Genomic DNA, 24,245 nt, shown 5'->3' with positions numbered 1-24,245 from the left:
GAGAGATCCAATATGAACAATAAGCTCTCCCTCACTGCCATCAGCTTCCTGGCCAACTTCGTGATGGCCGGTTTTGCGACCCAGTTCGGCATGCTGATCGACCCCATCGCCGCCAAGTTTGGCGCCGACGTCAATCAGGTGGCCTCCATCTTCTCCCTGCTCAACGGCGGGGCGCTGGCGGGCACCATTGCCGCCTTCTTCCTCATCGAGAAAGTAGGCCTCAAGCGGATGACGCTGATCTGCTACGGCCTGATCGCGCTGGCGGCGGCCTCGCTCCATCTGACCGGCTCGCTCTATGTGGTGATGGCGGCCATGACGGTGATCGGCCTGTGCGGCGGGGTGGGGCTCTGCATTGCGGGGACCCTGGTGGTGAGCGTCTGGCAGGCGCGGATGCAGAGCACCATGCTGGTGGTGCAGGATGCCACCTTCAACGTGGCCGGGGTGGTCTTCCCGCTTATCACCACCTACACCCTGACCCACGTCATGGCGTGGAGCTGGAGCTATCTGGCGGTGGGCGTGGTAGCGCTGGCGACCATGCTGGTGGCGGTGCTGACCAACTTTCGCAGCTGCGAGGCGGGCGGCGAGAGCGCCGGCAACGAGCACTCGGAGTGGAACCTTGGCATCATCAGCGGCGGGCTGGGGCTCTTTCTCGGCATGCTGGCGCTCTACACCTTCCTCACCTGGGCGCCCATGTTCGTGAAGAACAAGTTCGGCATCCCCTTCGAGGAGGCGGGCAACATCATCACCCAGTACTGGACGGCTGCCCTGCTCGGCGCGCTGGTCTCGACCGCCATCGTGACCCGCATTGCGATCCGCACCTTCCTGTTGGTGATCATCACCCTGGCGATGGGGATGACGGCGCTTATCGTCACCACCGACAACCTGAGTCAGCTGCCATACCTCACCTACGGTTACGGCTTTGTCTGCGCGGCGCTCTACAACGCCTTTATCGCCTACGGGGTGTCGTTTGTGCGGCAGGCATCGAGCAAGAATGTCTCCTATATCCTCATCAGCGGCAGCGCGGGGGCCATGTTCAGCCCGGCCATCAGCGCCCTGTTCGAGCAGGTGATCGGCTTGCAGGCGGTGATGTACGCCATCCCGCTTATCTATGGTGTGATCCTCGCCATGCTGGTGGCCTCACTGCGCATGGCCCGGCCCCAGCCTTGTCTCGCCTGAGCGAGAGAGTAAACAACAAGAGGGGCGGTATAAACCGCCCCTCTTTTTTGTCTTTAACCGGCAACTGATGCCTGCGATTTATGGCTGCTCCAGAAAGGCCTTGAGCCCCGCCAGATCGCGGATCTGCAACCCCTCTTCGCCGCGCGCCACCAATCCCTTATCCATCAGCTCTTTCACCGCCCGCCGGTAGACCCGATCCGTGGTGCCGAAGCGTTCCGCCTCCTGATACCCCTTGCGAAAGCCGCTCACCGGGTTGTCGTGGCAGTGGCTGTGATAGAGGTCGAGGGCGATGTTGTAGCTGATGGGGTAGAGCATGCGGCAGGTGAAGATATCCACCGTGTCCTGATAGTCGATGGCAATGGCGGTGGCAAAGAAGAGCGCCACCCTGGGGTGGGCGACCAGCGCCTGCTCCAGCTGCTCGCCGTCGATGCGGGCCACTTCCAGTGGCTCCTCGGCGATGATGTCGAGCTGGCAGCGGTAGCCGGTGAAGAACTCCATCTCGCCGAAGAGCTGGTGGTCGCACTCCAGGGTGCCGAGCTGAAAGCGGCGGCCATTCATGGCGGTGTGGCCCATGGCGATGCGGCCGCTCTTGACCAGCACCAGATCCCGCAGCGGTTCGCCCTGGCACATCAGGGGCTCCCCCTCGGGGATGAGACGCCGCTCCGTGATGCAGGAGCTGACCACCTGTTCGATCAGATCGTGGCCGGCTTGCCAGTGGGGCTGAAAGCGCCCCTTGAGAAGGGGTTTGAGTTGCATGGGGTTCCGGGTCGTCGCCAAACACAAACGGCTATTACACACCCTGCCGCAGGCTAACTCCAGCCCGAAGGCGCTGAGGGCCGGCGCGAGCATGCGAGGGTGTGACGGAGATCGGGCTGACAGGAGTGGGGTGGACACGGCTGGGGCGGATAGGGCTGGAGCACTGTCCCGCGGCGCAAGCTGGCTCAGATTATCAGACCGGGCTCAGGGCGCTGGCGCCGCTCTGCTCCAGGCTGGCGAGGGCCGTGCGCAGCCGGGCCAGGCCGATGGGCTTGTAGAGGCATTCGTCCATGCCGGCGGCCAGGCAGCGCTCCCGCTCGCGCGCTGTGGCGTGGGCGGTAAAGCCCCAGATGGGCAGAGTGTGGCCGCGGGCGCGCAGGCGGCGGGTCAGCTCGAAGCCATCCATCAGCGGCATCTGGCAGTCGGTGATGATGAGCTCGAAGTCCTGATTCTGGAGGGCCCGCAGCGCCTCGGCGCCGTTGCCGCGCACGCTCACCTCGTGGCCCAGGTGCTTGAGCTGCTGGCGCAGCAGCACCTGGTTGGCGTGGTTGTCATCCACTACCAGCACCCGCAGCCGGCCGGCGGCGGCAGGGGTTGATGGCCGCTTGGTGAAGGGCTCCATAATCGACGTGGCATCGAGGGGCGCAGGCAAGGGTTCGCACGCTGGTGCTGGCGCCAGCGGGGTGAGCGGCAGCCGGATCCTGAGCTCGGTGCCGGCGCCAAGCTCGCTGCTGACCGCTATCTTGCCCCCCATCAGCTGGCACAGCATGCGGGCGATGTTGAGGCCAAGGCCGGTGCCGGCGAACTGGTAGGGGTCGTGGGCGCGGTAGAAGGGGTTGAACAGCCCGGGCAGCTTGTCGGGGGCGATGCCCACCCCGCTGTCGCGGATGAGCAGGTGCAGCTGGGGTTGCTCCGCGCTCCCCGCGAGGCTGGCCTGCAGGCTCACTTCCCCCCGCTCGGTGAACTTGATGGCGTTGCCGAGCAGGTTGAAGACGATCTGGCGCAGGCGTGGCCCGTCGATCAGCACCCGCGGCAGGGGATCCAGCTCGACCCGGTAGCTGAGCCCCTTCTGCTCGGCCATGCCCGCAAAGGCGCGGGCCACCGACTGCAGCAGCGGCGCCAGCTCGCACGGCTCGGGGGCCAGGGTCAGCTGGCCCGACTCGATGCTGGAGATGTCCAGCACGTCGCCGATGAGATCGAGCAGGCCGTTGGCGGATTCGGAGGCGATGCGCAGTTGCTCGCCGGTATAGGGGGCGAGGGCGGGATCCTGGCTCGCCAGCTCCAGCATGCCGAGGATGGCGTTCATGGGGGTGCGGATCTCGTGGCTCATGGTGGCCAGAAAGTCGCTCTTGGCGCGGCTGGCGCGGTCGGCCTGCTCCTTGGCGCGGCGCAGCGCCTCCTCCATGGTCTTGCGCTCGGTGATGTCGATCCAGCCGTTGATCACCCCGCTGATGGCGCCGCGGTAGTCAAAGTAGGGCACCATCCAGTGGTAGACGAACTGGCGCGGGCCGCGCTGGCTGAAGATGCGATCCGACAAGATGGGGCTGCCGCTTTGCAGCACCTGCTGAAAATCCTGCTCCAAAGTGGTGATGGCCTCGGCACCCAGCAGCCCCTTGAGCCCCTCGGCAAACGAGGTGCCTAGCACCCGCTCGATGGGGGCGTTGAGGATGGCCAGGTACTTGCTGTTGCAGAGGATCACCTTGCCGCCCTTGTCACGCACCACGATGGGGTGGGGCAGGCTCTCGCCGAGCGCCTCGATGAAGCGCACGTGCTCCTCCAGCTGGCGGCGGGAGGCCTGCTCCGAGCGGGCCAGCCGGTTGAGCATGCGGTTGCGATAGAGCAGCAGCAGGGCGACGGCGAACAGGCCGGCCAGCAGCAGGTAGAAGTAGGGGGCATTGCGCTCCATGAAGGTGGGGGCCGGCAGTTTGCGGTTGCGCCACTGGTAGCTCATGGTGGCCAGCTCGTTGGGGGCGATGGAGAGGATGGTCTTGTCGATGATCTCCATCAGCATCCGGTTGCCCGGCAGGCTGGCAAAGCCCATCCGGATGGGTTGGTTGTCGGCGGGGCCGGCGATACGGATCTGGCTGAGCCGGCCGTACTCCACCGCATGCTGGGCAAAATAGAGCGGCACGATGGCTGCGTCGAGCCGGCCGTCGTCGACCGCCGCCATCGCCTCGTCGGCGCTCTCCAGATAGCTCACCCGGCTGCGGTCGAGCCGCCGGGCGATGGGGTTGTAGTGGGTGCTGCCCACTCGCTTGCCGGCGAGCTGTGCCAGATCGCCGCTCAAGGCATCCCCCTTGCGGGCCACCAGCACATAGATGTCGTCGGTGGCATAGGGCAGGGAGGGGCGCAGCCGGTAGCTCTTGGCCACCGGGCGGGAGATGGCGCCGATGAGATCCAGCTCGCCCCTGAGCAGGGCCTCGTTGCGCGCCAGCTCCGAGCCATAACTGACGAACTCGAAGCGCAGGCCGGAGCGCCGGCTGATCTTCTCCAGCATCTCCACCGACATGCCGGTGAGCTGGTTGTCGTAGTCGCGCGCCCCGTAGGGGTAGAGATCGTCCATCAGCCACACCCTGACCGGGCCGGCCGTCGCCAGCCAGGCGCGCTCCTCTGCGCTGTAGAGCTCGCTGGGGCGCTCGACGATGTCGCGGATGGGGCCGTTCCACTGGCTGAAGATGAGGCTGTGGGTGATGTCGCTCACCCCCGCCAGAGCGTGATTGAGCAGCGCCAGCAGCCGGGGGCTGTCGGCCGAGACCGCAAAGCGAAAGCCGTCCGCCGCGATGGCGGGCTGCGCCTGGCTGCGCTGCCGGATCTTGTCGAAGCGCTCGCTGTTGAGGTAGTGCAGGGAGTGGGGGTCGCTTAGCAGCAGCGGCTCGCGGCCGAAGAAGACCGCATCGAAGGCTGCCACGTTGGAGGGGTAGTTGACCAGCACCAGATCCGGGTAGTAGCGCTTGAAGGCGGCCTCGTCCACATAACCCTGCACGGTGGCGACCCGCTGGCCCGGCAGCAGCAGCGGGCCCTGTTCGGCGGCGAGCGCCGAGAAGACGGGGGCACTGCTGAAATAGCGCTGGCTGAGGGTGATGCCCGCCTGGTCGGGGCCGCTCAGGCTGAGGTTGCCGAGATTGACAAGGTCAAGCTCCCCCGCCCGTAGCGCCGCCAGTGCGCTCTGCTTGTCGTCGAACACCCGCAGTTCGACCGGCTTTTGCAGGGTCTTGGCGACGATGTCGAGATAGTCGGCGGAGATCCCCTCGAAGTGCTCGTCCGGCCCGGTCATGGCGAACGGGCGGTAGTCGTGGCGCAGCACACCGACGCGCAGCAACGGGTGCTGGGCCAGCCACTGCTGTTCGGCCGCCTGCGTGGGGGCCGGGCTGCTCTGCAGGTAGTGACGGCTGTGCAGGGTGAGCGCCTGGGCGCAGAGGGGAAGCAGCAGGCAGAGCAGCAGCAGGGGTCGAATAAGGTTCATTGCCGGCTTGCGCCCCCTCCCGCTGGTCAGATGGTGATCGAAAGCGGCGATTCTACCGAAGAGCGGCGGACAATGAACCTTTAATCAGCAGTTTGTCAGTGCCGGCGCCATAAAAATGGCGGGAAGCGACCCGCCACCTTGCGCTGTCTGGCGCTGCCAGGGCTCAACCGAAGCGGTAGGAACCCATGTAGAGGCTGCCGCCATCCCAGCTGTCGTGCAGCTTGACGGGCTTGTCCTGGCCGGCGGCGCCAAGCGCCACGAACAGCGGACGCAAGTGATCGTCGTGGGGGTGAGATTCCACCGCCCCCGGCGCCCGTGCCCGGTAATCTTCCAGCGCGGTCCGATCGCCCTCGCTCATGGTCAGCTCCAGCCAGTTGACGAAGCTGCGGGCCCAGCCCGGCACCGGCGAGTTTTCTGGTCCCAGGGCCCGCAGGTTGTGGGTGATGGCGCCGGAGGCCAGGATGCCGATCCCCTGGGCGCGCAGCTGTTGCAGCGCCTCCCCCAGTTGCCACAGCTGGCGCGGGGTGAAGCTGGCCGGGATGGAGAGCTGTACCAGCGGGACGCTGCTGGCGGGATCCATCAGCGAGAGCGGTGACCAGACCCCGTGATCCAGCTCGCGGCGCACCGGCTCGGCGGGCAGGCCCGCCAGCAGCAACTGATCGCTCACCGCCTCCTGCAGCCAGAGCGGGCTGCTGGCCGGCCAGCGGATGTGGTAGAGCGGCTCGGGGAAGCCGTAGAAGTCGTACATCAAGGCCGGATTGGGCTCGACGTTGATCTGCAGCTCGCTGCGGGTAAACCAGTGGGCCGAGATGACCACCAGCCCCTTGAGATCGCCAAGGCGCAGATTTTTGAGGAAATGGGTCGCCGGCTGGTCGCGCAGAACCAGATCCGGGGCGCCATGGGAGATGAACCAGACGGGGGCGATAGACATGACAGACTCCATATGCGTTGTGCCGGTGCGCGGCGCACCGAAAACTGTGGGCCAGGGCGACATGCCACTGACGATATGGTCATTATCTGCCCCGACAATGAAGTTAACAATCTAGCTTTATGAATAAGCACTGTTCACTATTGGTTGATAGTTATGGGGGAAAAGAGGGGGTCACCAATAACAAGGCCGGCGTAGTGGCCGGCCTTGAGAGATAAAACAGACGCCAGGAGGATCTGGCTGATTTACTGAATACCCAGCAGTTCCACATCGAAGATCAGCACGGATCCCGGCGGAATCTTGCCGGCGGCGCGATCGCCGTAGGCCAGGTTGGCGGGGATGTAGAAGCGGGTCTTCTCCCCTTCCACCATCAGCTGCACCCCTTCGGTCCAGCCGGCGATCACCTGGTTGAGGCCAAACTCGATGGGCTCGCCGCGGGCGACCGAGCTGTCGAAGACGGTGCCATCCAGCAGCTTGCCCTCGTAGTGCACCTTCACCTTGCTGGTGGCGGTGGGGTGAACGGTACCGGTGCCCGGGGTCAGCACTTCATACTGCAGGCCGGAGGCGGTGGTGGTCACCAGGGGTTTTTCCTTGTTGGCGGCGAGGAACTCGGCGCCCTTGCGCACGTTTTCCACGGCCTGCTTCTTGTTGTTGCTGCTCGAGTAGAAGTAGTAGGCGACGCCGGCAACCAGCAGCGCGATCAAAACGAATTTCATCGGGTATCCCTATGTCGTGAAATGCCGAGAGGGCAGTGAGAGCGGCATCTTATCCCAGCCGACGGACGAGGGCGAGCCGGCGGGCGGCAAGATGTGACTGGATGGGCAAAGCCTGAGCCAGAGCCGGGGCCGAGGGAGGCAGCGCATCCCCCGGCCCCTGTCGTTACTTGGCGGCCACCATCATCAGGGCGGGCAGGGCAAAGAAAAGGCCCGCCACGTAACCGAGTGCCAGCAGCTTGTTCTCGCTGCCGACCCGGGCCAGCCCCTCGGCCGCCTTGACCGGCAGCTCGCGCAGGAAGGGCACCCCGTAGATGAGCACCACGGCGAACAGGTTGAACAGCACGTGCACCAGGGCGATGGTCAGCGCCAGCTTGGCACCGGCGCCGCTGATGGCGGTAGCGGCCAGCAGGGCGGTGATGGTGGTGCCGATGTTGGCGCCCAGGGTGAAGGGGTAGAGCTGACGGGTGCTGAACACGCCGCCGCCGGCCAGCGGGATCATCAGGCTGGTGGTGGTGGAAGAGGACTGCACCATCACGGTGACCAGGGTGCCGGAGGCGATGCCGGTCAGCGGGCCGCGGCCCAGCGCCCGGTGCAGCAGATCTCTGGCACGGCCCACCAGCACCCGTTGCAGCACCTTGCCGAGCCAGGTGACGCAGCCGAGGATCAGCAGGATGCCGATGCAGATGGTGGCGATGGCGGGCCCTTTGCCCGGCAGGAAGGCCACCAGGCCGTCGATGAAGGTGAGGGCCGGGGAGAGCAGCGGCTTCATGAAGTCCATCCCCTGCATCGACATGTCGGCGGAGCCCGCCAGCAGGTCGGCCAGCGCCTCGGCGCTCTTTTGCAGCAGGCCGAACATCAGTTCCAGCGGCAGGAAGATGAACACCGCCAGCAGGTTGAAGAAGTCGTGCACGGTGGCGGCGGCAAAGGCGCGGCGAAACTCGCCCCGATCCCGGATATGGCCGAGGGAGACGATGGTGTTGGTGATGGTGGTGCCAAGGTTGGCGCCCATCACCATGGGGATGGCCATGCCGATGGGCAGGCCGCCGGCCACCAGGCCGACGATGACCGAGGTCACCGTGCTGGAGGATTGCACCAGGGCGGTCGCCAGGATGCCGAGCAGCAGGGCGACGAAGGGGTTGCTGGCGAAGGCGAAGATCTGGGCCGCGCCCTCGGCGCCGCCGGAGAAGCCCTTGAAGCCGTGGGAGACGGCGCCGACGGCAACCAGGATCAGGTAGATCAGAGTGATGACAGCGAGCCAGTTGAACAGTGGGCCGGTACGACGGGTCTGCTGTTGTGCGAAAGATGGGGTGCTGTGCATGAAGCCTCTTGGGACAGTCTGCGTGAAAATGGACGGGCGCATTAGACCAAGGCTCCATGACAGAAATATGACAAAGTGACACTTTTGTGATGCTTTGATGACATGGACGGCGGGGTCCATTGGACAGGAGGTGTCGGAGCTGGCCGGGATCCCGGCCGGTTTGGCCACAGATCCCCCGCGCGGCTTGCAGCCGGGAGCCAGGGCGCTATGCTGCCCCCTTTCCTTCCCTCAACGAGAGTGATGTTGTTATGCGTGCATGGGTGCTGTGTCTGTCCCTGGGTCTGCTGTCTGCCGGTGTGCAGGCGAGCGTGTTCAAATCCGAGTGCAACCTCGACAAGGCGGTGAAGAACGAGGCGCTCAATGCGACCCTGGGGGTCAAGGGCAACTGCGACACCGACAAGCTGGTGCGCCAGCAGAAAGAGAAGGCCAAGGCCGAGGTGAAGAAGAACACCACGGACGTGCTGGACCAGAAAACTGCCGGCCTCAAAGAGGGCAAGAGCCAGCTGCAGGGGACCCAGCAGAAGGTCAATCAGGCCGGCCAGCAGCTCAAGCAGACCCAGCAGGATGTGAAGGCGGTGGCCAAGGATCCGCTCAAGGCGGCCGCCACTGCGGTGATCAATCAGGGCTGATCAGCCTGCCTGCTTTGGGTGGGGCCGCGAGCGCGGCGTGCACAGCAAGAAGGGGAGCCATGGCTCCCCTTCTGCATTTGTGCGTCTGCTCGTCGCCCTTACTGGGTGTCGGCCGCCTCTTCGTACTGACGGAAGGGGATGCGGAACACCGCGAGGCGCAGGAACAGGTAGGTGACGCCAAGGCCGGCCCAGATCAGGCCCAGCTCCAGCGAGCTCTGCTCCAGGTTGATCCAGAGCGCGCCTATGGTGGCGGCGCCCAGCAGCGGCAGCACCAGGAACAGCAGGTGTTCCTTGAGGCTCTTGTTGCGCTTCTCGCGCACCCAGAACTGGCCGATGACCGACAGGTTGACGAAGGTGAAGGCCACCAGGGCACCGAAGTTCACCAGCGCCAGCGCCATGTCCAGATCGAACGACACCGCGGAGAGCGCCAGGGCGCCCACCATCAGCACGTTGATGGCCGGGGTGCGGAATTTCGGGTGGATGTAGCCGAACACCCGCTCCGGGATCATCCGATCGCGCCCCATCACGTAGAGGATGCGCGATACGCCGGCGTGGGCGGCCATGCCGGAGGCCAGCACCGCCACCGTGGTGCACACCAGCACCACGCTCTGGAACAGGGTGCCGCCGACGTAGAGGGCGATCTCCGGCAGCACGGCGTCCGGCTCCTTGAAGCGGGCCAGATCCGGGAAGTAGAGCTGCAGGAAGTAGGAGACGGCCACGAAGATGATGCCGCCGATCAGCGCGGTCAGCACGATGGCGCGCGGGATCACCTTGCCGGCGTTGGGGGTCTCTTCGGAGAGCGAGCTCAAGCCATCGAAGCCCAGGAACGAGAAGCAGAGGATGGTGGCGCCGGTAAACAGCGGCACCATGCCGGCCGACTCGAAGTGGAACGGCCGGCTGCTCAGCAGGGTTGCCGCCCCTTCACCGTGATAGATGCCCCAGCCCATCAGGCCGAGGAAGACGGTGATGATGGCGAGCTGGATGAAGACGATGACGCCGTTGAAGTTGGCCACCAGGTTGATGCCGCGCAGGTTGAGGAAGGTCATCACGGTCACCAGACCGAAGATGAAGATCCAGGGCTCGACGCCGGGGAACATGGCGGTCAGGTAGATCTTGGCCAGCAGGATGTTGATCATCGGCATGAACATGTAGTCGAGCAGGGAAGACCAGCCGACCATGAAACCGATGTAGGGGTTGAACACCTTCTGGGCATAGGTATAAGCCGAGCCCGCCGAGGGGAAGCGGCGCACCAGATGGCCATAGCTGAAGGCGGTCAGCAGGATGCCGCCGAGCGCCAGCAGATAGGCGGTGGCGACGCGGCCTTCGGTAATGTCACCGACGATGGCAAAGGTATCGAATACCGCCATGGGTGTGAGGTAAGCCAGACCCATCACCACTACCTGGAAGAGGGTGAGCGTCTTGAGCAGCTTGGCACCGGCCATCACGCTTTCTCCTCTGCGATCGCCAGGTCGGCGAAGGGGGACGGGATCAGGGACGCAGCGCGTCGCTGGACACAGGGGACGCCGGTCTGCGGCACAGACGGGTGGCGTACGCCGGCGGGCACCGGCAGGAAAGCAGTGAAATGCCCCATGTTTTTCCTCACAACGTCGGGAGATTGCCTGGCAATCTCGATATCAATTCCGGTACAAAGTCCGGCCTCTTGGTGAATGTGGTTTTCCCCTAAAAAACGAAGAACCGATGCTGCAAAAAACATCGGCTCTCAGGGGCGGCGTATTGTGCCCTCAGGGGGGGAGGACACAAGCAAAAAAGCCCCGGTCGGGGGATTTTGTTGACCTGGGTCAGGTCGGGCTGCGCCACCGGGCTGGCAGCCAGTGTTGACGGGGGCTGCAGCGACGCAGGTCACGCGCGAACATGGCTGTTGCGCAGGGCTGACAGGGGTAAAAAAAAGCGCCCGCAGAGGGCGGGCGCTGTGAACACAAAGGAGGCTTAAGAGGCGTCGGTTTCGGGCCGGCGCAGCTGGACCCGGAACACGGTGAGGCGCAGCAGCAGATAGAGGGCGCCGAGTGCGGCCCAAATCAGCCCCAGTTCGAAGGAGGCCGGCTCCAGGTTGAGCCAAAGCACGCCGATGCAGGCGGCTCCGCACAGGGGCAGCAGCAGGAACACCAGATGGTCCCGCAGCGTCTTGTTGTGACCAAGCTTGACGTAGAAGTGGGCGATCACCGCCAGGTTGACGAAGGTGAAGGCCACCAGGGCACCGAAGTTGATCAGTGCCAGCGCCATCTCCAGGTCGAACGACACCGCCGAGAGGGCCAGAACCCCCACCAGCAGCACGTTCAGGGCCGGGGTCTGCCAGGTCGGGTGAACGTAGGCGAAGAAGCGACTCGGCAGGGCGCGATCCCGCCCCATCACGTAGAGCAGGCGTGACACGCCGGCGTGGGAGGCGAGCCCGGAGGCCAGCACCGCCACCGTGGTGCAGACCAGCACCACCGCCTGGAACAGCTTGCCGCCCACATAGAGGGCGATCTCCGGCAGCACCGCATCCGGTTGCTGGAAGCGGGAGATGTCCGGGAAGAACAGCTGCAGGAAGTAGGAGACGGAGATGAACAGCACGCCGCCGATCAGCGCCGTCAGCACGATGGCGCGGGGGATCACGCGGGAGGCGTCCGGGGTCTCTTCGCTCAGGGTAGTGATGGCGTCAAAACCGAGGAACGACAGGCAGAGAATGGAGGCGCCGGTCAGCAGAGGGGCCACATTCATGTGCTCGGAGAAGAAGGGACGGCTGCTCGCCACCGTGCCGAGCCCCTCGCCATGGTAGACACCCCAGGCGATGAGGCCGATGAAGACGGCAATGATGCTGAACTGCATGATGACGATCAGGCTGTTGAAGTTGGCCACCAGCTTGATGCCGCGCAGGTTGAGCAGGGTCATGACGGTGGCCAGACCGAGGATGTAGGTCCAGGGTTCCACGCTCGGGAACAGGGCCTCCATGTAGATCTTGGCCAGCAACATGTTGATCATCGGCATAAACATGTAGTCGAGCAGGGAGACCCAGCCCACCATGAAACCCACGTAAGGGTGAAACACCTTCTGGGCATAGGTATAGGCGGAGCCTGCCGAGGGAAACTTGCGTACCAGGTGGCCGTAGCTCATGGCGGTGAACAGCATGCCGATGAGGGCGAACAGGTAGGCGGTGGGCACATGGCCTTCGGTGATCTCGGTGACGATGCCGAAGGTGTCGAACACGGCCATGGGGGTCAGGTAAGCCAGCCCCATGATGACCACGTGCCACAGTTTGAGGCTTTTTTTCAGGCCGACGGGTTGGGCATTCATTGTGCTTTCCCCTCAATCCGGGCCGAAGGGATCAGGCTGACGGTATCAACCTGGGCATAGGGGGCGCCAGAGACGCGGCGCAGACCGGCGTGGGCCGGCAGGAAAGCAGTGAAATACCCCATGGTGTTCCTCACTAGAGAAGCGGGTGTCGTGAGATGGCAACCCATCTCGCTATCATTTCCGGTCGGTTCCGGCCTCGTTGTGGATTTGTTTGCCGCAAAAAAAGAACCTGACTCAGCAAGTGGTCGGTCCTTTGTTGCGGCGGCGCATTGTGCATTCGTGTTGCCCCCTTGACAAGCATATCAAGGGGGCAAAAACGCATTTTTTTGCACTGATGAGCGGATGTTGCGGTTCTGATCAGCCCTGGGCTGCCAGCAGGGCCTGCTCGAGCAGATCCAGCCCCTCGTCGACGAGGGCCGGCGAGGCCGTCAGCGGCGCCAGGAAGCGGATGACGTTGGCGCGCACACCGCAGGCCAGCAGCACCAGTCCACGCTTGCCCGCCTCGGCCACCAGTCGCTTGGTGAGGTCGGCATCCGGTCTGGCCGCATCGCGCTGTTTGACCAGCTCCATGGCCACCATGGCGCCGGGGCCGCGGATGTCGCCGATGCAGTCAAAGCGCTCCGCCAGCTGCTGCAGGCGGGCCTTGATCTGCTCGCCCTGAGCGTTGGCCCGTTGGTTGAGCTGCTCCTCTTCGATCACCTCCAGCACCGCCAGGGCGGCGGCGCAGGCGATGGGGGAGCCGGCATAGGTGCCGCCCAGGCCACCCGGCTTGGCGGCGTTCATCACCTCCGCCTTGCCCACCACGGCGGAGAGCGGGAAGCCGCCGGCCAGGCTCTTGGCCAGGGTCATGATGTCCGGCTCGATGCCGGCATATTCGGTGGCGAAGGTCTTGCCGGTGCGACAGAAACCGCTCTGGATCTCGTCGCAGATGAGCAGGATGCCGTGCTGATCGCACAGCTGGCGCAGGCGCTGCATGAAGCTGGCGGAGGCGGGGTAGAAGCCCCCTTCACCCTGCACCGGCTCGATGATGATGGCGGCGACCCGGGTCGGCTCGATATCCGAGCTGAAGCAGAGATCCAGCGCAGCCAGCGCATCGGCCTCGCTCACCCCCAGATAGTCGCTCGGGAAGGGCAGGTGATAGACCTCTCCCGGGAAGGGACCGAAGCCGGTCTTGTAGGGCACCACCTTGCCGGTGAGCGCCATCCCCATCATGGTGCGGCCGTGAAAGCCCCCCTTGAAGGCGATGGTGCCGCTGCGGCCGGTGTGGGCGCGGGCGATCTTGATGGCATTCTCCACCGCCTCGGCGCCGGTGGAGAGAAATAGGGTGCGTTTCGGGGTGGGGCCGGGCACCAGGGCATTCAATTTTTCCGCCAGCTCGATATAGCCGGGGTAGGGGGTGACCTGGAAACAGGTGTGGCTGAATTTTTCCAGCTGCGCGCGCACCGCCGCCACCACTTTCGGGTGGTTGTGGCCGGTGTTGAGCACGGCGATGCCGGAAGCAAAATCGATGTAGCGGTTGCCCTCCACATCCCACAGCTCGGCGTTTTGCGCCCGCTCGATAAACACCGGCAGCAGGGTGCCGACGCCGTTGACCACGGCCGCTTCACGGCGCGCTTGCCACGCCTTGTTTGATGCTGACTGACTCATCTTTCCTCCCTGAGGGGCCGGGGGCCCCTGTCTCAATGTGGCGAGGCCCCCTTGGGAGCACTCACTTCGTCCTTGTGAACTGATATGGCTGCGCCGGCGGGGTAGCGGGCCCCTGTTGCAGGCCCGGCCGCCGGCGCAAGATGTGACTGCCTAGCGGATGCCGCCGAAGCAGAGGTATTTGGTCTCGAGGTACTCCTCCAGCCCCTCGGCTGCCCCTTCACGACCCAGGCCCGACTCCTTGATGCCGCCAAAGGGGGCCAACTCGGTCGAGATGATCCCCTCGTTGATGCCGACCATGCCGTATTCGAGCTGCTCGGCCACCCGCCAGACGCGGGCGATGTCGCGGCCATAGAAGTAGGCGGCCAGACCATAGGGGGTGTCGTTGGCCAGGGCGATGGCCTCGGCCTCGGTGTCAAAGCGCACCAAGGGCGCCACCGGGCCGAAGATCTCCTCCTGCAGGATGGGGTTGGTTTTATCGACCTTGCCCAGAATGGTGGGCTGGTAGAAGAGCGGGCCGGCGGGGTGGGCTTCGCCCCCCAGCAGCAGCTCGGCGCCGGCGGCGGTGGCCTGTTTGACCAGTTCGGCCACCTTGCTGGCGGCGGCCGGGTTGATGAGCGGGCCTATCTGGGTGCCCTCGCTCATGCCATCGCCCACCTTGAAGGCCTTGACCGCGGCGGTGAGCTTCTCGGCGAAGGCGTCGTAGATGCCGGCTTGCACCAGGATACGGTTGGCGCAGACGCAGGTCTGGCCGGCGTTGCGGTATTTGGAGGCGAGCGCGCCGGCGATGGCGGAGTCGAGATCGGCGTCGTCAAACACGATGAAGGGGGCGTTGCCGCCAAGCTCCAGCGACAGCTTCTTCATGGTGTCGGCGCACTGGCGCATCAACAGCTTGCCGATGCGGGTGGAGCCGGTGAAGGAGAGCTTGCGCACCGTCTTGTTGTTGCACAGCTCGTTGCCCACCGCCGCAGCCTGATGGCTGGTGACGATGTTGATGACCCCGGCCGGGATGCCCGCCTGCTCTGCCAGCGCCGCCAGCGCCAGCGCGCACAGCGGCGTCTCGGCGGCTGGCTTGATGACGATGGTGCAACCGGCGGCCAGCGCCGGGCCAGCCTTGCGGGTGATCATGGCGATGGGGAAGTTCCAGGGGGTGATGGCGGCGACCACCCCGACCGGCTGCTTGATGGTGGCCAGCCGGCGATCGCTGGAGAAACCCGGAATGGTGCGGCCGTAGGCGCGTTTGCCCTCTTCCGCGAACCACTGGATGAAGCTGGCGCCATAGGCCACTTCCCCCTTGGCCTCGGCCAGCGGCTTGCCCTGCTCGCAGGTCATGATGCGGGCCAGCTCCTCCTGGTTGGCCATGATGAGCTCGAACCAGGCGTAGAGCCGGTTGCTGCGCTCCTTGGCGGTGAGCGCGGCCCAGCCGGGCTGGGCTGCGTGGGCGGCGGCGATGGCGCGGCGGGTGTCGCCTTCGTCCATGTCGGGCACTTGGGTAATGACCTGACCGGTGGCCGGGTTGTGCACCTCGAACCGGTGTCCGCCGCCGGCTTCACACCAGCGGCCATCTATATAGGCAAGGGATTTGATCAGGGAGAGTGCAGGTTGTGATGCTGACATAGATAGCAAGCCTCGATTGTGGGTCAGGGGGCCGGCTCATCCTGTGCCGCCACCGTATAGAATAATAAGCACAGGAAGACCATAAATTGAGCTGAAATGTTTTTCAAGTGTTAAATATATTTGAGTAAACTGTGTCTCGCATGCTAGAAATGGAGCTGTTGGAGCGATTTTACCGGTTTTTGCGGTGCAGGGTGTGCAAAATAATGAACGGTATGCACTGTGCAGGATAACAAACAGGCCGGTTGGATTGACTCGCTATTTTAACCGGGTGCCCAGCTGGCACCTGACAGGCACACAGGGAGGTGGCCGAATGCAGCAACCACAGGGCGAGACGCGCTGGCAGTCCATGACCGACAACCCCATGACGGACAAGGGCGTGGCGCAGAGCATGGGCGAGCGTCTGGCGGCGACCCGCCGGCGGCTCGGGCTCTCCCAGCGACGGGTCGCCGAGCTGAGCGGGCTGACCCATGGCGCCATCTGCATGATAGAGCAGGACAAGGTGAGCCCCTCGGTGGCCTCTTTGCAAAAACTGCTCAGTGTCTATGAGCTGCCGCTGTCGCGCTTCTTCGCGGAAGAGGAGGGCGGTACGCCGAGCGTGGTGATCAAGGCCGAGCAGCTGATCGAGCTGGGCAGCCAGGGGGTCTCGATGAAGCTGGTGCACAACGGCAACAACCGCCGCCAGCTCGGCTTCATGCTGGAGACTTACGCCCCCGGTACCGACACCGGCGGCCAGGTCACGCATCTGGGGGAGGAGGTGGGCACCGTGCTGGAGGGATCTGTGATCCTGACGGTGGCGGGCCAGGCCTATCCACTCAGCGCCGGGGACAGCTACGTGATCGACACGGGCGAGCCCCACAGTTTCAGCAATCCGTCGGGGCAGGTCTGCCGCATCGTCAGCGCCCACACCCCGGCCAACTTCTAGTGCCGAGACATCGTCTCGTTTGGGAAAAGAACCGGTAAGGAAACAGGGATCATGACCGAACATGTAAACAGTTACTACGCAGCCAGTGCCAACAAACACGCGCCCTATCCGACGTTGACCGAACAGCTGGAGTGCGACGTCTGTGTCATCGGGGCGGGTTATACCGGCCTCTCCAGCGCGCTGCACCTGGTGGAAAATGGCTATTCGGTGGTGGTGCTGGAGGCGGCCCGGGTGGGCTTTGGCGCCAGCGGTCGCAACGGCGGCCAGATCGTCAACTCCTACAGCCGTGACATCGACACCATAGAAGCGAACTGCCCGCCGGATCAGGCCAGGCTGCTCGGTTCCATGCTGTTTGAGGGGGGCCAAATCATCCGCGAGCGGATCAAGCGCTACAACATCCAGTGCGATCTGCAGGAGGGCGGTGTCTTTGCCGCCGAGACCGAGAAGCAGCTGCATGAGCTCAAGGCGCAGCAGGCGCGCTGGGAGAAGTGGGGCAATGACAAGCTGGAGCTGCTCGATGCCGATGGCGTGCGCGAGGTGGTGGCGAGCGATCGCTACGTCGGCGCCCTGCTCGACAAGAGCGGCGGCCACATCCACCCCCTCAACCTGGCGCTGGGGGAGGCGGAGGCCATCCGCTTGCAGGGGGGCAAGATCTTTGAGCAGTCTGCCGTCATCAGCATCACCCCGGGCACGCCTGCGCTGGTCAAGACCGCCAAGGGGGCAGTGAAGGCGCGCTTCGTGGTGGTGGCCGGCAACGCCTATCTCGGCAATCTGGTGCCTGAGCTCGCCGGCAAGAGCATGCCCTGCGGCACCCAGGTGATCGCCACCGAGGTGTTGGGGGAGGAGCGGGCCCGCTCGCTGCTGCCGCAAAACTACTGTCTGGAGGATTGCAACTACCTGCTCGACTACTACCGTACCTCCGGTGATCACCGGCTGATCTATGGCGGTGGCGTGGTCTATGGGGCGCGGGATCCGGCGGACATCGAGCGGCTGATCATCCCCAAGATGCTGAAAACCTTCCCGCAGCTGGCGGACGTCAAGGTGGAGTACACCTGGACCGGCAACTTCCTGCTCACCCTGTCGCGCTTGCCGCAGTTTGGCCGTATCGGCTCCAACATCTACTACATGCAGGGCTATAGCGGCCATGGCGTCACCTGTACCCATCTGGCGGGCAAGCTGCTCTCCGAGGTGCTGAGCGGTCAGGCGGAGCGTTTCGATGCCTTTGCCAAGCTGCCGCACTACCCCTTCCCGGGTGGCCGTCTGTTCCGGATCCCTTTCACCGCCGCCGGCGCCGCCTGGTATACCCTGCGCGATCGACTGGGGGTGTGATTGCCAGGCAGTCCATAGCAACAACAAGGCCACCCCTGGGTGGCCTTGTTGTTTTGCGGCTAAGTTGCCTGTGAGCACAGGCTGCGAGTCAGTGGTTACTGCGCCCGTAGCGGGGTGGCCGGCCAGAACCTGTGGTAGAAGTCGAGCCAGCCCTCGAAGTGGCCCTGCAATAGCTCGGGGTGGGGCGAGTGCTGGAAGATGGCGATCTGCTCTGGCGTGATCATCTGCCAACCGTAGTTGAGGGGCATGCTGAAGGTGCCCTCCACCTGATTGATGTCACTCAGCGCCGATTGCTTGTCGGGCCGCTCGATGAGGGTGCGATCCGTCACCAGAAAGATGAGCTGGTTGCCGAGCACCGCCTGATAGGCGCTCACCATCCACTTCGCCTTGGTGTAACGGTCGCGTTCGATGACGGTGAACTTCCCCGCCCGGCAGACGGCGTAGTAATCCGCCTCCTTGGAGGAGAGGTGCATCTCGTAGTTGCAGCCCAGGCTGTTGATGAGCACCAGGCCCGCCAGCACCATGCCGGTGGCGCTGAGCCCGAAGAGCAGGCGGATCAGAGCGGCGCGTCTCATGGCTTCTTCTCCTCGAATTTGGCCTGATCTTCCCCGACCATCAGCCAGATCTCGCCGGCAGCCGGAGTGGGCAGATGGGATGCCGCTTTCTGGGTTCGGCAGAGTGTGCCCTGACCGACCGGTTCGCAGCGCACCGAGACCCAGGTCGCGCTCAGGTAGAGACCGGTGAGCAGCAGCAAGGCGAGAAACAGCCCCATCACCCCGAGTAGCAGCCGTTGTTGCCAGCGTGGCAAAGGGATGGGCACGGCATCCCGGGAAGCGGCAGCGGGCACGGCGGCGACAGGCTCGCCCGTCCCCGGCAACGGCGCTGGGTCGGCAGCAGGTTCGCTCAGGGAGGGTGTGCTGGCTGTGGGGATGACCTGCATGGCGGCGGGCGACAACATCAACAGATAGCCCTGGCGGGGCAAGGTGCGGATCACCGCCTCCTGCTCCGGGGTATCCAGATAGCGGCGCAAGTTGGCAATGGCCACGGGCAGGGAGCTGGCGCTCACCGGTCGTCCGTCCCAACCGATGGCGAGCAGGGTCTCCTTGCTGTGCAGGCTGCCGGCATGGGTCAGGAAGAAGTGCAGCAGTCGCGCCTCCGCGGCAGACACGCGCACGCTGGTTGGGTTCCCATCCTGGGAGCGGGTCAGGGTGAGCTGTTTCGAATCCAGAACAAAGCGACCGAAGGCATGCAGGTGAGGGGCGTGATCCGGATCCATGGCGCGGTGATCGTCTCGCAGATGATGTTGCTTATTAATAGGTAGAGAGTGAAATCTGACGGGGGCGCCACCCCTTGTCAAGGGATAGATGGGAGTCGCAGAGGCTGGCTCCCCACGAGTGTGATAGGCAGGGGGCGGGCACCGGATGAACAGCTGCTCGCTCCGTGGCAGGATGGTGCCGCGTAACGGGCGACATGCATGCAGAACAAGGCGCCAGCACCACTGAAGCGACACGCGAAGAAGGTGCCAGACGGTAAAAGAGGCGTGTTTGCCATGCTCGCTTTGCCAACAATCGACCAGCTGAAATACATATTCAGCCAGTGTGGCAGTAGTTTCAGTTTCTCGTTCACCATTTAATTCATTGCGATTGAATGCACTGTTGTCGTCATCATTTATTTTATTTTTATGATAATGGTCAGAGTAATAGTCGAGGGCGCCGGCAGCCCCGAATCAGTGGCGCCAACAAGAGCATTATGACTCTTTATATTCTGGCAGCTGGTGCTGGGAAGGCTTGATGAGATCATCAATACCAAATGTGTACGCATATTTAAATCCTGTGAGCCAGGAGGGGTTATAACCTGATGTTGTGGCCTGCAGAGTAACTGCCCGGTCCAGTCGAACGCCAACGAAAGATCATTGTTAAAAACTATTAAAGTGCATAAAATCAATAAGTTATAAACATGTTGTTCCATTGCAGCACCAAGTCTGGCGGTGCTGCCGTGTCAGGCGTTGCTGGCCAGCCGGCTGAGGGCAGTGGAGGGCTGGTGCAGTATTGGTAACCAGTGTGCAATGCGAGGTTGCCCGTTAATAGTTTTTAATAATGTTTATTGTATTGCCGGATAGCAGCTCATCAATATATTTTCAAGTGACTCGTTTTGACTCGAATATTGAACAATAACGGCAAGAGAAGATTACCCTTCAACCCATCAGCTATCTGGCAATGCCAAGAGGTAAATTATGAACTGGTATTTCAATGCGTTTAAAAACTATTTCAATTTCAGCGGGCGGGCATCCCGCCAGGAATATTTCATGTTCCTGCTGATCAATACCGTGATATGTGTTGCCCTGTCGCTGGCGTTCAACGCCCCTGAGCAGCTCAATTATCCCTTGGGTGTATATGGCTTGCTGACGCTGATCCCGACCGTGGCGCTGGGGGTGCGCCGCTTGCACGACACCAATCGCACCGGCTGGTATCTGCTGGTGGGGGCCATTCCGGTGTTGGGTTTCCTGATCCTGCTCTTCTTCAAGCTGCAAAAAGGCTCGACTCTGCCCAACCGCTACGGTGCCGCCCTGCTGTGAGCCCGTCTGCACCGACCTTGCATAAAGAAGAACACCGCCAGCTGGCGGTGTTCTTCTTTATATGGGCTCTTATTGAGCCAGGGATTTCAGTTGCTGCTTGTCCGGCGGGTTGTTCCAGTCGATGGGGCCGTGGGTGAAGCGGTATTGCAGGCGGGGCAGGCTGGTTTCCAGCCACTCTTCGCGAAAATAGGCGTAGCCCTGATCCCAGTCCGGGTCGTTGGCCCAGCCGGTTTGCAGGAAGTAGAGCCGGGTGCCCTGGCCTTCCGGCACGAACCGCAGGCTGACCTGGGTCTTCTGCAGGCGGATGTGGGGCAGGGAGGGCGGGAAATTCCAGCTGAAGCTGAGCAGGTCGTGGGGCATGACGGCCATCACCCGGCAACCTTCGCTGCCACGTTCACCCAGCGGGGCATCGGGTCTGAAATAGATTTCGAAGGGACCATTCGGTTCGGGCACCATCAGGCACTCCGGCGCCAGAAAACTGCGCAGGCCACTCTCAGTTGTCCAGGCGCGCCAGACATCGTCGATATGGGCCGGAACAAAGATGTTGCCTTCTATCTGCTTGTTATCCATAAATCAGCGAGCCTCAAACCATCCATACATGGGACTCAGGCAGTATAGTCCCATGGCTTATGAAATGGACAGAGGTGTGTCACACCCCTGCCATCGCCGAGAGACTATTATGCCCGTGCGATTTGACATGGTGCCTGTGTTCCATCGAGAGTGGGGTCAGGCAGTCACAATGACAAGGACGCTTTGATGATCAGAGTCATGCAAGAGACGGATATTCCCCAGCTGGCGCAGCTGTTTCTTAAAGGGCGGCGGCAGACGTTTCACTGGGTCGATCCCGCTCATTTTAGGCTGGAAGATTTTGACGAGCAGACCCGGGGCGAGCAGATCTGGGTAGCCGAGCAGGGGGGAGCGCCTTGCGGGTTTGTCTCCATCTGGGGAGATGAAAGCTTCGTTCACCACCTGTATGTCTCGGCCGACTGGCATGGGCAGGGGGTGGGGCGGGCCCTGCTGAGTCACGGGTTGGCCTCTTTTCAAAAGCCCGTCTCGCTCAAGGTGGCGACCCACAACACGGCGGCGCTGGCCTTTTATCATCGACTGGGGTGGCAGAATACGGCAGAAACCGGCCACTGCGAGATCACCGGCCCCTGGCGGCGGTTGATCCTGGAATAGGGCGTCAGTGCCCTGCGACTGATCAGATCATGGTTGCAGAGCTGCATTGCCGGCAGTAACGAGCGGACGCTGCCGGTAATATATAGTGTCAATCGTCTACCTTGAGTCTCATGTGGGTGAGTCAGGTTTTAACAACTGTGGCCAATTGTAAAAATAGCGGTCGCAACTGTGATGGAAAATATAACGAGGCACATCTGCGCTATTTGCCATACCCGGTATGGGGAATTGCATGGCAAAAGATGAGCTGGTGTGACGTAATGGGTAATGGCTGAATAAAGTCAGCGGTATATTCAGCCGCACTTTTTTGTTAAGAAAGTGACAGCGGCTATAAAATCATTATGTTGTCATCAAACAGCCGTGCTATTCTCAAGCTGTGTTATCCCTGTGACAAACAAAAATAATTCTGTGAGGAAGTAATGAACGAGTTTCTGAAAGTTCTGCTGAACATTCGCAGCCTGCGCGCTGCCATCCGTGAATTGCCGTTTGAACAGCTGCAAGAAGCAAAAGAAAAGTTCGAGCTGGTATATAACGAGCGTGCCGAGTCTGTTGAACAAGAGCGTGCCGAACAGGAAGAGCGTCAGCGCAAGCTGAGCGAGTTCACTGAAATGCTGCAGCAGGCCGGTATCGATCCCCGTGAGCTGCTGAACAGCGCCGCCGCCCCGGCTGCCGCTGCTGGTGCGACCAAGAGCAAGCGCGCCCCGCGTCCTGCCAAGTACAAGTACCAGGAAGATGGCCAGGAGAAAACCTGGACCGGTCAGGGCCGCATGCCGAAAGCCATTGCCGAACAAGTGGCACTGGGCAAGGATCTGAATGATTTCCTGATCTGATCCACGGGATCAGTCATGAATGATGCCGCCCATGAGGCGGCATTATTATTTGTGCTCATCAAAAATATCTTCTGTCAATTCCCCAACTGCCCTGATACGACCTTGCTGTGTCGCATTCAGATCGGTGCTCTGCACGTCAATTGGTCGCCCCATGATGGAATGATTAATTGGAAATGGTCGTACCGATGGCTCCCTGTGCACGCTTTTGTTGTCACGTGATTATCGAAATGTCAGCCATATCTGGACTCATATAGCCCGTCAGGTATTAGTGGCTGGCGATGCGGCAATGGAAAAAGCATTAAGTCAGTCGTAGGGCGTGTCTCTTTTTGCTCCATAACCCGCCGGATTTTACTGCGTGGTTATCCACCCTGACCGGGGGAGACTGCTGGTCTGCGGCCTGCAGTGGGTAATACCTGAGCCAACATATTATTAATTCCAGCCGGATCCGAATGTCAGCGTACTTTGCATGGAAAAAGAGTGAGCTGGTCATTTAATCGGTAGACCAGAGCGGTCGACAGGGCAGGAATATCGGCAAAATAATAAGGCTCCCGTTGTGAGAGCCTTATTGCTGATGGTCGTTCAACTTGCCAGCTGGGCATGCCAGCGGGCGATGTCCGGTTGTGCCCGACCAGGATGCTGGCGCCGTGTCTCGACGGCCTCTGCCAGCATGGCGAGCAGGGTCTGGGTATCGTCCCAGCACAGGCAGGCATCGGTAACCGACTGGCCATACACCAGCTCGGCCAGTGGCGCCGGTTTCTGGCTGCCCCCCTGCAGGAAGCTCTCGACCATGACGGCGGCGATGGCGTCGCTGCCTTCCCCCAGCTGGCGGCAGAGCTCTCCTGCCACCCGGATCTGGTTCTTGTGCAGTTTCTGGCTGTTGCCGTGGCTGCAATCCACCATCAACCGGGGCGTGAGCCCCTGCCGTGCCAGTCGCTCGGCCGCCTCTTCCACGTCGCTCTGGTGATAATTGGGGCGGGTGCCGCCACGCAAGATGATGTGGCCGGCCGGGTTGCCCTCACTCTTGATCACCACCATGCCGCCCTGGCTGCCGGGGGCGGTAAACAGGTGGGACGCTTCGCTGGCCTGGATGGCATCGATGGCCACCCGGATGTTGCCATCGGTACCATTCTTGAAACCGATGGGGCAAGGCAGGGCTGAGGCCAGCTGCCGGTGCACTTGTGACTCCGTGGTCCGGGCGCCGATCGCCCCCCAGCTGATGAGATCGGCCAGGTAGAGGAAGCTGGTGGTATCGAGAAACTCGGTGGCGGTGGCCAGCCCCAGTCGGTTGATGTCGAGCAGCAGCTGGCGTGCCAGCTGCAGGCCATGACCTATGTCGTTGCTGCCGTCCAGATGGGGATCGAACACCAGCCCCTTCCAGCCCACCGTGGTGCGGGGCTTCTCGAAATAGGTGCGCATCACGATCTGCAGCCGATCCCGATAGTCGTGGGCCAGCACCGCCAGCCGCCGGGCGTAATCGAGGGCGGCGAGGGGATCGTGAATGGAGCAGGGACCGATGACCACCAGCAGGCGATCGTCTTCCCCGCTCAGGATCTTGCGAACCTGCTGACGGTGCTGATCGATCCGGGTTGCCAGGTCGGCGGGACAGGGGTGAAGTGCCAACAGGTCGGCAGGAGTGGGGAGAGCCTCCACCGCGAAGGCGCGCATTACCGAGTTCAAGACTGCCATCTGGATTACCTTGCTGTGCAAATGGAGTGAATGACGTGCACTCCACACCGGGACCCGGGCGAGGGAGCTGCAATGGGGCGTCATCACCTGTTATTATTGAGAGTGATTATCATTATCTTGTTGTCGGCCACAAATGCAAGCACAACCGAGCGGCATACCAGAATGGGGGGGAGAACAGGCGGGTGGCAT

The 24,245-nt window shown here is 62.7% G+C and carries 22 protein-coding genes; 7 read left to right on the top strand and 15 right to left on the bottom strand.

The features are described 5' to 3' along the window. Positions 1 to 12 precede the first annotated feature (12 nt). The gene (gene tsgA, locus E5E96_RS00530) at positions 13 to 1,176 is read left to right on the top strand and encodes an MFS transporter TsgA (protein ID WP_171281321.1); all 1,164 of its coding nucleotides are present in this window, start codon (positions 13 to 15) and stop codon (positions 1,174 to 1,176) included. A 78-nt stretch (positions 1,177 to 1,254) separates the two neighbouring features. Here tsgA and E5E96_RS00525 read toward each other — a convergent pair whose 3' ends face one another. The 5 genes from E5E96_RS00525 to E5E96_RS00505 all read right to left on the bottom strand — a co-directional run bounded on the left by E5E96_RS00525 (position 1,255) and on the right by E5E96_RS00505 (position 8,357). Next, positions 1,255 to 1,932 (bottom strand): Crp/Fnr family transcriptional regulator, encoded by a 678-nt coding sequence (locus tag E5E96_RS00525; protein WP_171281320.1) that lies wholly within the window; start codon positions 1,930 to 1,932, stop codon positions 1,255 to 1,257. Positions 1,933 to 2,125: 193 nt separating this feature from the next. Then, entirely contained in the window at positions 2,126 to 5,395 is a 3,270-nt protein-coding gene (locus E5E96_RS00520) for a transporter substrate-binding domain-containing protein (RefSeq protein WP_171281319.1), read from the bottom strand. A gap of 163 nt (positions 5,396 to 5,558) precedes the next feature. After that, positions 5,559 to 6,326, bottom strand: a complete 768-nt coding sequence (locus E5E96_RS00515; protein WP_011706806.1) for a class III extradiol ring-cleavage dioxygenase — start codon at positions 6,324 to 6,326, stop codon at positions 5,559 to 5,561. 242 nt (positions 6,327 to 6,568) lie between these two features. Continuing rightward, entirely contained in the window at positions 6,569 to 7,039 is a 471-nt protein-coding gene (locus E5E96_RS00510; protein WP_016351483.1) for an FKBP-type peptidyl-prolyl cis-trans isomerase, read from the bottom strand. Positions 7,040 to 7,202: 163 nt separating this feature from the next. Next, positions 7,203 to 8,357, bottom strand: a complete 1,155-nt coding sequence (locus E5E96_RS00505) for a sodium:phosphate symporter (RefSeq protein ID WP_024945097.1) — start codon at positions 8,355 to 8,357, stop codon at positions 7,203 to 7,205. 248 nt (positions 8,358 to 8,605) lie between these two features. On the opposite strand from E5E96_RS00505, the gene E5E96_RS00500 reads away from it, so the two are divergent. Beyond that, positions 8,606 to 8,986, top strand: coding sequence for a hypothetical protein (locus E5E96_RS00500; protein WP_171281318.1), 381 nt, complete (start codon positions 8,606 to 8,608; stop codon positions 8,984 to 8,986). A 98-nt stretch (positions 8,987 to 9,084) separates the two neighbouring features. Here E5E96_RS00500 and E5E96_RS00495 read toward each other — a convergent pair whose 3' ends face one another. From E5E96_RS00495 to E5E96_RS00475, 6 genes are all read right to left on the bottom strand, one after another. After that, complete coding sequence (locus tag E5E96_RS00495; protein WP_011706802.1) at positions 9,085 to 10,428, bottom strand: APC family permease; 1,344 nt, start codon at positions 10,426 to 10,428, stop codon at positions 9,085 to 9,087. Beyond that, positions 10,428 to 10,577 (bottom strand): hypothetical protein, encoded by a 150-nt coding sequence (locus E5E96_RS00490; protein WP_162837661.1) that lies wholly within the window; start codon positions 10,575 to 10,577, stop codon positions 10,428 to 10,430. The genes E5E96_RS00495 and E5E96_RS00490 overlap by 1 nt, the downstream gene beginning before the upstream one ends. A 356-nt stretch (positions 10,578 to 10,933) precedes the next feature. Continuing rightward, positions 10,934 to 12,277: an APC family permease gene (locus tag E5E96_RS00485; RefSeq protein WP_011706801.1), complete on the bottom strand. Its 1,344-nt coding sequence runs from the start codon at positions 12,275 to 12,277 to the stop codon at positions 10,934 to 10,936. Beyond that, positions 12,274 to 12,399 (bottom strand): hypothetical protein, encoded by a 126-nt coding sequence (locus E5E96_RS22725; RefSeq protein ID WP_254902341.1) that lies wholly within the window; start codon positions 12,397 to 12,399, stop codon positions 12,274 to 12,276. The genes E5E96_RS00485 and E5E96_RS22725 overlap by 4 nt, the downstream gene beginning before the upstream one ends. A 235-nt stretch (positions 12,400 to 12,634) precedes the next feature. Further along, the gene (gene gabT / locus E5E96_RS00480; protein WP_049048947.1) at positions 12,635 to 13,924 is read right to left on the bottom strand and encodes a 4-aminobutyrate--2-oxoglutarate transaminase; all 1,290 of its coding nucleotides are present in this window, start codon (positions 13,922 to 13,924) and stop codon (positions 12,635 to 12,637) included. Positions 13,925 to 14,074: 150 nt separating this feature from the next. Further along, complete coding sequence (locus E5E96_RS00475) at positions 14,075 to 15,538, bottom strand: NAD-dependent succinate-semialdehyde dehydrogenase (RefSeq protein ID WP_171281317.1); 1,464 nt, start codon at positions 15,536 to 15,538, stop codon at positions 14,075 to 14,077. A 310-nt stretch (positions 15,539 to 15,848) separates the two neighbouring features. Between E5E96_RS00475 and puuR the strand changes: the two genes are divergently transcribed. Together puuR and E5E96_RS00465 are read left to right on the top strand one after the other, a co-directional pair. Continuing rightward, the gene (gene puuR, locus E5E96_RS00470) at positions 15,849 to 16,460 is read left to right on the top strand and encodes an HTH-type transcriptional regulator PuuR (protein ID WP_011706798.1); all 612 of its coding nucleotides are present in this window, start codon (positions 15,849 to 15,851) and stop codon (positions 16,458 to 16,460) included. A 51-nt stretch (positions 16,461 to 16,511) separates the two neighbouring features. Continuing rightward, on the top strand, positions 16,512 to 17,789 hold the full coding sequence (locus E5E96_RS00465) for an FAD-binding oxidoreductase (RefSeq protein ID WP_171281316.1): 1,278 nt from the start codon (positions 16,512 to 16,514) through the stop codon (positions 17,787 to 17,789). Between the two features lie 95 nt (positions 17,790 to 17,884). Here E5E96_RS00465 and E5E96_RS00460 read toward each other — a convergent pair whose 3' ends face one another. Together E5E96_RS00460 and E5E96_RS00455 are read right to left on the bottom strand one after the other, a co-directional pair. After that, a complete protein-coding gene (locus tag E5E96_RS00460) occupies positions 17,885 to 18,364 on the bottom strand; it encodes a hypothetical protein (RefSeq protein WP_045789332.1) in 480 nt (159 codons plus the stop codon). Beyond that, positions 18,361 to 19,065: a winged helix-turn-helix domain-containing protein gene (locus E5E96_RS00455; protein ID WP_171281315.1), complete on the bottom strand. Its 705-nt coding sequence runs from the start codon at positions 19,063 to 19,065 to the stop codon at positions 18,361 to 18,363. The genes E5E96_RS00460 and E5E96_RS00455 overlap by 4 nt, the downstream gene beginning before the upstream one ends. A 957-nt stretch (positions 19,066 to 20,022) precedes the next feature. Here E5E96_RS00455 and E5E96_RS00450 point away from each other — a divergent pair. Beyond that, positions 20,023 to 20,364 (top strand): DUF805 domain-containing protein, encoded by a 342-nt coding sequence (locus E5E96_RS00450; RefSeq protein WP_011706795.1) that lies wholly within the window; start codon positions 20,023 to 20,025, stop codon positions 20,362 to 20,364. Positions 20,365 to 20,433: 69 nt separating this feature from the next. On the opposite strand, the gene E5E96_RS00445 is transcribed toward E5E96_RS00450, so the two are convergent. Then, a complete protein-coding gene (locus E5E96_RS00445) occupies positions 20,434 to 20,934 on the bottom strand; it encodes an SRPBCC domain-containing protein (protein WP_011706794.1) in 501 nt (166 codons plus the stop codon). A gap of 186 nt (positions 20,935 to 21,120) precedes the next feature. On the opposite strand from E5E96_RS00445, the gene E5E96_RS00440 reads away from it, so the two are divergent. Both E5E96_RS00440 and E5E96_RS00435 read left to right on the top strand, forming a co-directional pair. Further along, entirely contained in the window at positions 21,121 to 21,543 is a 423-nt protein-coding gene (locus E5E96_RS00440; RefSeq protein WP_171281314.1) for a GNAT family N-acetyltransferase, read from the top strand. Positions 21,544 to 21,959: 416 nt separating this feature from the next. Continuing rightward, the gene (locus E5E96_RS00435) at positions 21,960 to 22,370 is read left to right on the top strand and encodes an H-NS family nucleoid-associated regulatory protein (protein ID WP_017410727.1); all 411 of its coding nucleotides are present in this window, start codon (positions 21,960 to 21,962) and stop codon (positions 22,368 to 22,370) included. 579 nt (positions 22,371 to 22,949) lie between these two features. Here E5E96_RS00435 and E5E96_RS00425 read toward each other — a convergent pair. Continuing rightward, positions 22,950 to 24,056 (bottom strand): 3-deoxy-7-phosphoheptulonate synthase, encoded by a 1,107-nt coding sequence (locus E5E96_RS00425; protein WP_171281312.1) that lies wholly within the window; start codon positions 24,054 to 24,056, stop codon positions 22,950 to 22,952. Positions 24,057 to 24,245 lie beyond the last annotated feature (189 nt).

The sequence above is a fragment of the Aeromonas sp. 1805 genome (genome assembly GCF_013085525.1).
Taxonomy (GTDB): domain Bacteria; phylum Pseudomonadota; class Gammaproteobacteria; order Enterobacterales; family Aeromonadaceae; genus Aeromonas; species Aeromonas hydrophila.
This window is presented reverse-complemented; position numbering and strand designations above follow the sequence as displayed.

Coding starts and splice junctions, on each gene's coding strand:
- E5E96_RS00495 (WP_011706802.1), bottom strand. CDS start 10,428: ATGGCCGGTGCCAAGCTGCTCAAGACGCTCACCCTCTTCCAGGTAGTG.
- E5E96_RS00520 (WP_171281319.1), bottom strand. CDS start 5,395: ATGAACCTTATTCGACCCCTGCTGCTGCTCTGCCTGCTGCTTCCCCTC.
- E5E96_RS00445 (WP_011706794.1), bottom strand. CDS start 20,934: ATGGATAACAAGCAGATAGAAGGCAACATCTTTGTTCCGGCCCATATC.
- E5E96_RS00525 (WP_171281320.1), bottom strand. CDS start 1,932: ATGCAACTCAAACCCCTTCTCAAGGGGCGCTTTCAGCCCCACTGGCAA.
- E5E96_RS00435 (WP_017410727.1), top strand. CDS start 21,960: ATGAACGAGTTTCTGAAAGTTCTGCTGAACATTCGCAGCCTGCGCGCT.
- E5E96_RS00440 (WP_171281314.1), top strand. CDS start 21,121: ATGATCAGAGTCATGCAAGAGACGGATATTCCCCAGCTGGCGCAGCTG.
- E5E96_RS00510 (WP_016351483.1), bottom strand. CDS start 7,039: ATGAAATTCGTTTTGATCGCGCTGCTGGTTGCCGGCGTCGCCTACTAC.
- E5E96_RS00500 (WP_171281318.1), top strand. CDS start 8,606: ATGCGTGCATGGGTGCTGTGTCTGTCCCTGGGTCTGCTGTCTGCCGGT.
- E5E96_RS00450 (WP_011706795.1), top strand. CDS start 20,023: ATGAACTGGTATTTCAATGCGTTTAAAAACTATTTCAATTTCAGCGGG.
- E5E96_RS00490 (WP_162837661.1), bottom strand. CDS start 10,577: ATGGGGCATTTCACTGCTTTCCTGCCGGTGCCCGCCGGCGTACGCCAC.
- tsgA (WP_171281321.1), top strand. CDS start 13: ATGAACAATAAGCTCTCCCTCACTGCCATCAGCTTCCTGGCCAACTTC.
- E5E96_RS00475 (WP_171281317.1), bottom strand. CDS start 15,538: ATGTCAGCATCACAACCTGCACTCTCCCTGATCAAATCCCTTGCCTAT.
- E5E96_RS00425 (WP_171281312.1), bottom strand. CDS start 24,056: ATGGCAGTCTTGAACTCGGTAATGCGCGCCTTCGCGGTGGAGGCTCTC.
- E5E96_RS00485 (WP_011706801.1), bottom strand. CDS start 12,277: ATGAATGCCCAACCCGTCGGCCTGAAAAAAAGCCTCAAACTGTGGCAC.
- puuR (WP_011706798.1), top strand. CDS start 15,849: ATGCAGCAACCACAGGGCGAGACGCGCTGGCAGTCCATGACCGACAAC.
- E5E96_RS00455 (WP_171281315.1), bottom strand. CDS start 19,065: ATGGATCCGGATCACGCCCCTCACCTGCATGCCTTCGGTCGCTTTGTT.
- E5E96_RS00465 (WP_171281316.1), top strand. CDS start 16,512: ATGACCGAACATGTAAACAGTTACTACGCAGCCAGTGCCAACAAACAC.
- E5E96_RS00460 (WP_045789332.1), bottom strand. CDS start 18,364: ATGAGACGCGCCGCTCTGATCCGCCTGCTCTTCGGGCTCAGCGCCACC.
- E5E96_RS22725 (WP_254902341.1), bottom strand. CDS start 12,399: ATGGGGTATTTCACTGCTTTCCTGCCGGCCCACGCCGGTCTGCGCCGC.
- E5E96_RS00505 (WP_024945097.1), bottom strand. CDS start 8,357: ATGCACAGCACCCCATCTTTCGCACAACAGCAGACCCGTCGTACCGGC.
- gabT (WP_049048947.1), bottom strand. CDS start 13,924: ATGAGTCAGTCAGCATCAAACAAGGCGTGGCAAGCGCGCCGTGAAGCG.
- E5E96_RS00515 (WP_011706806.1), bottom strand. CDS start 6,326: ATGTCTATCGCCCCCGTCTGGTTCATCTCCCATGGCGCCCCGGATCTG.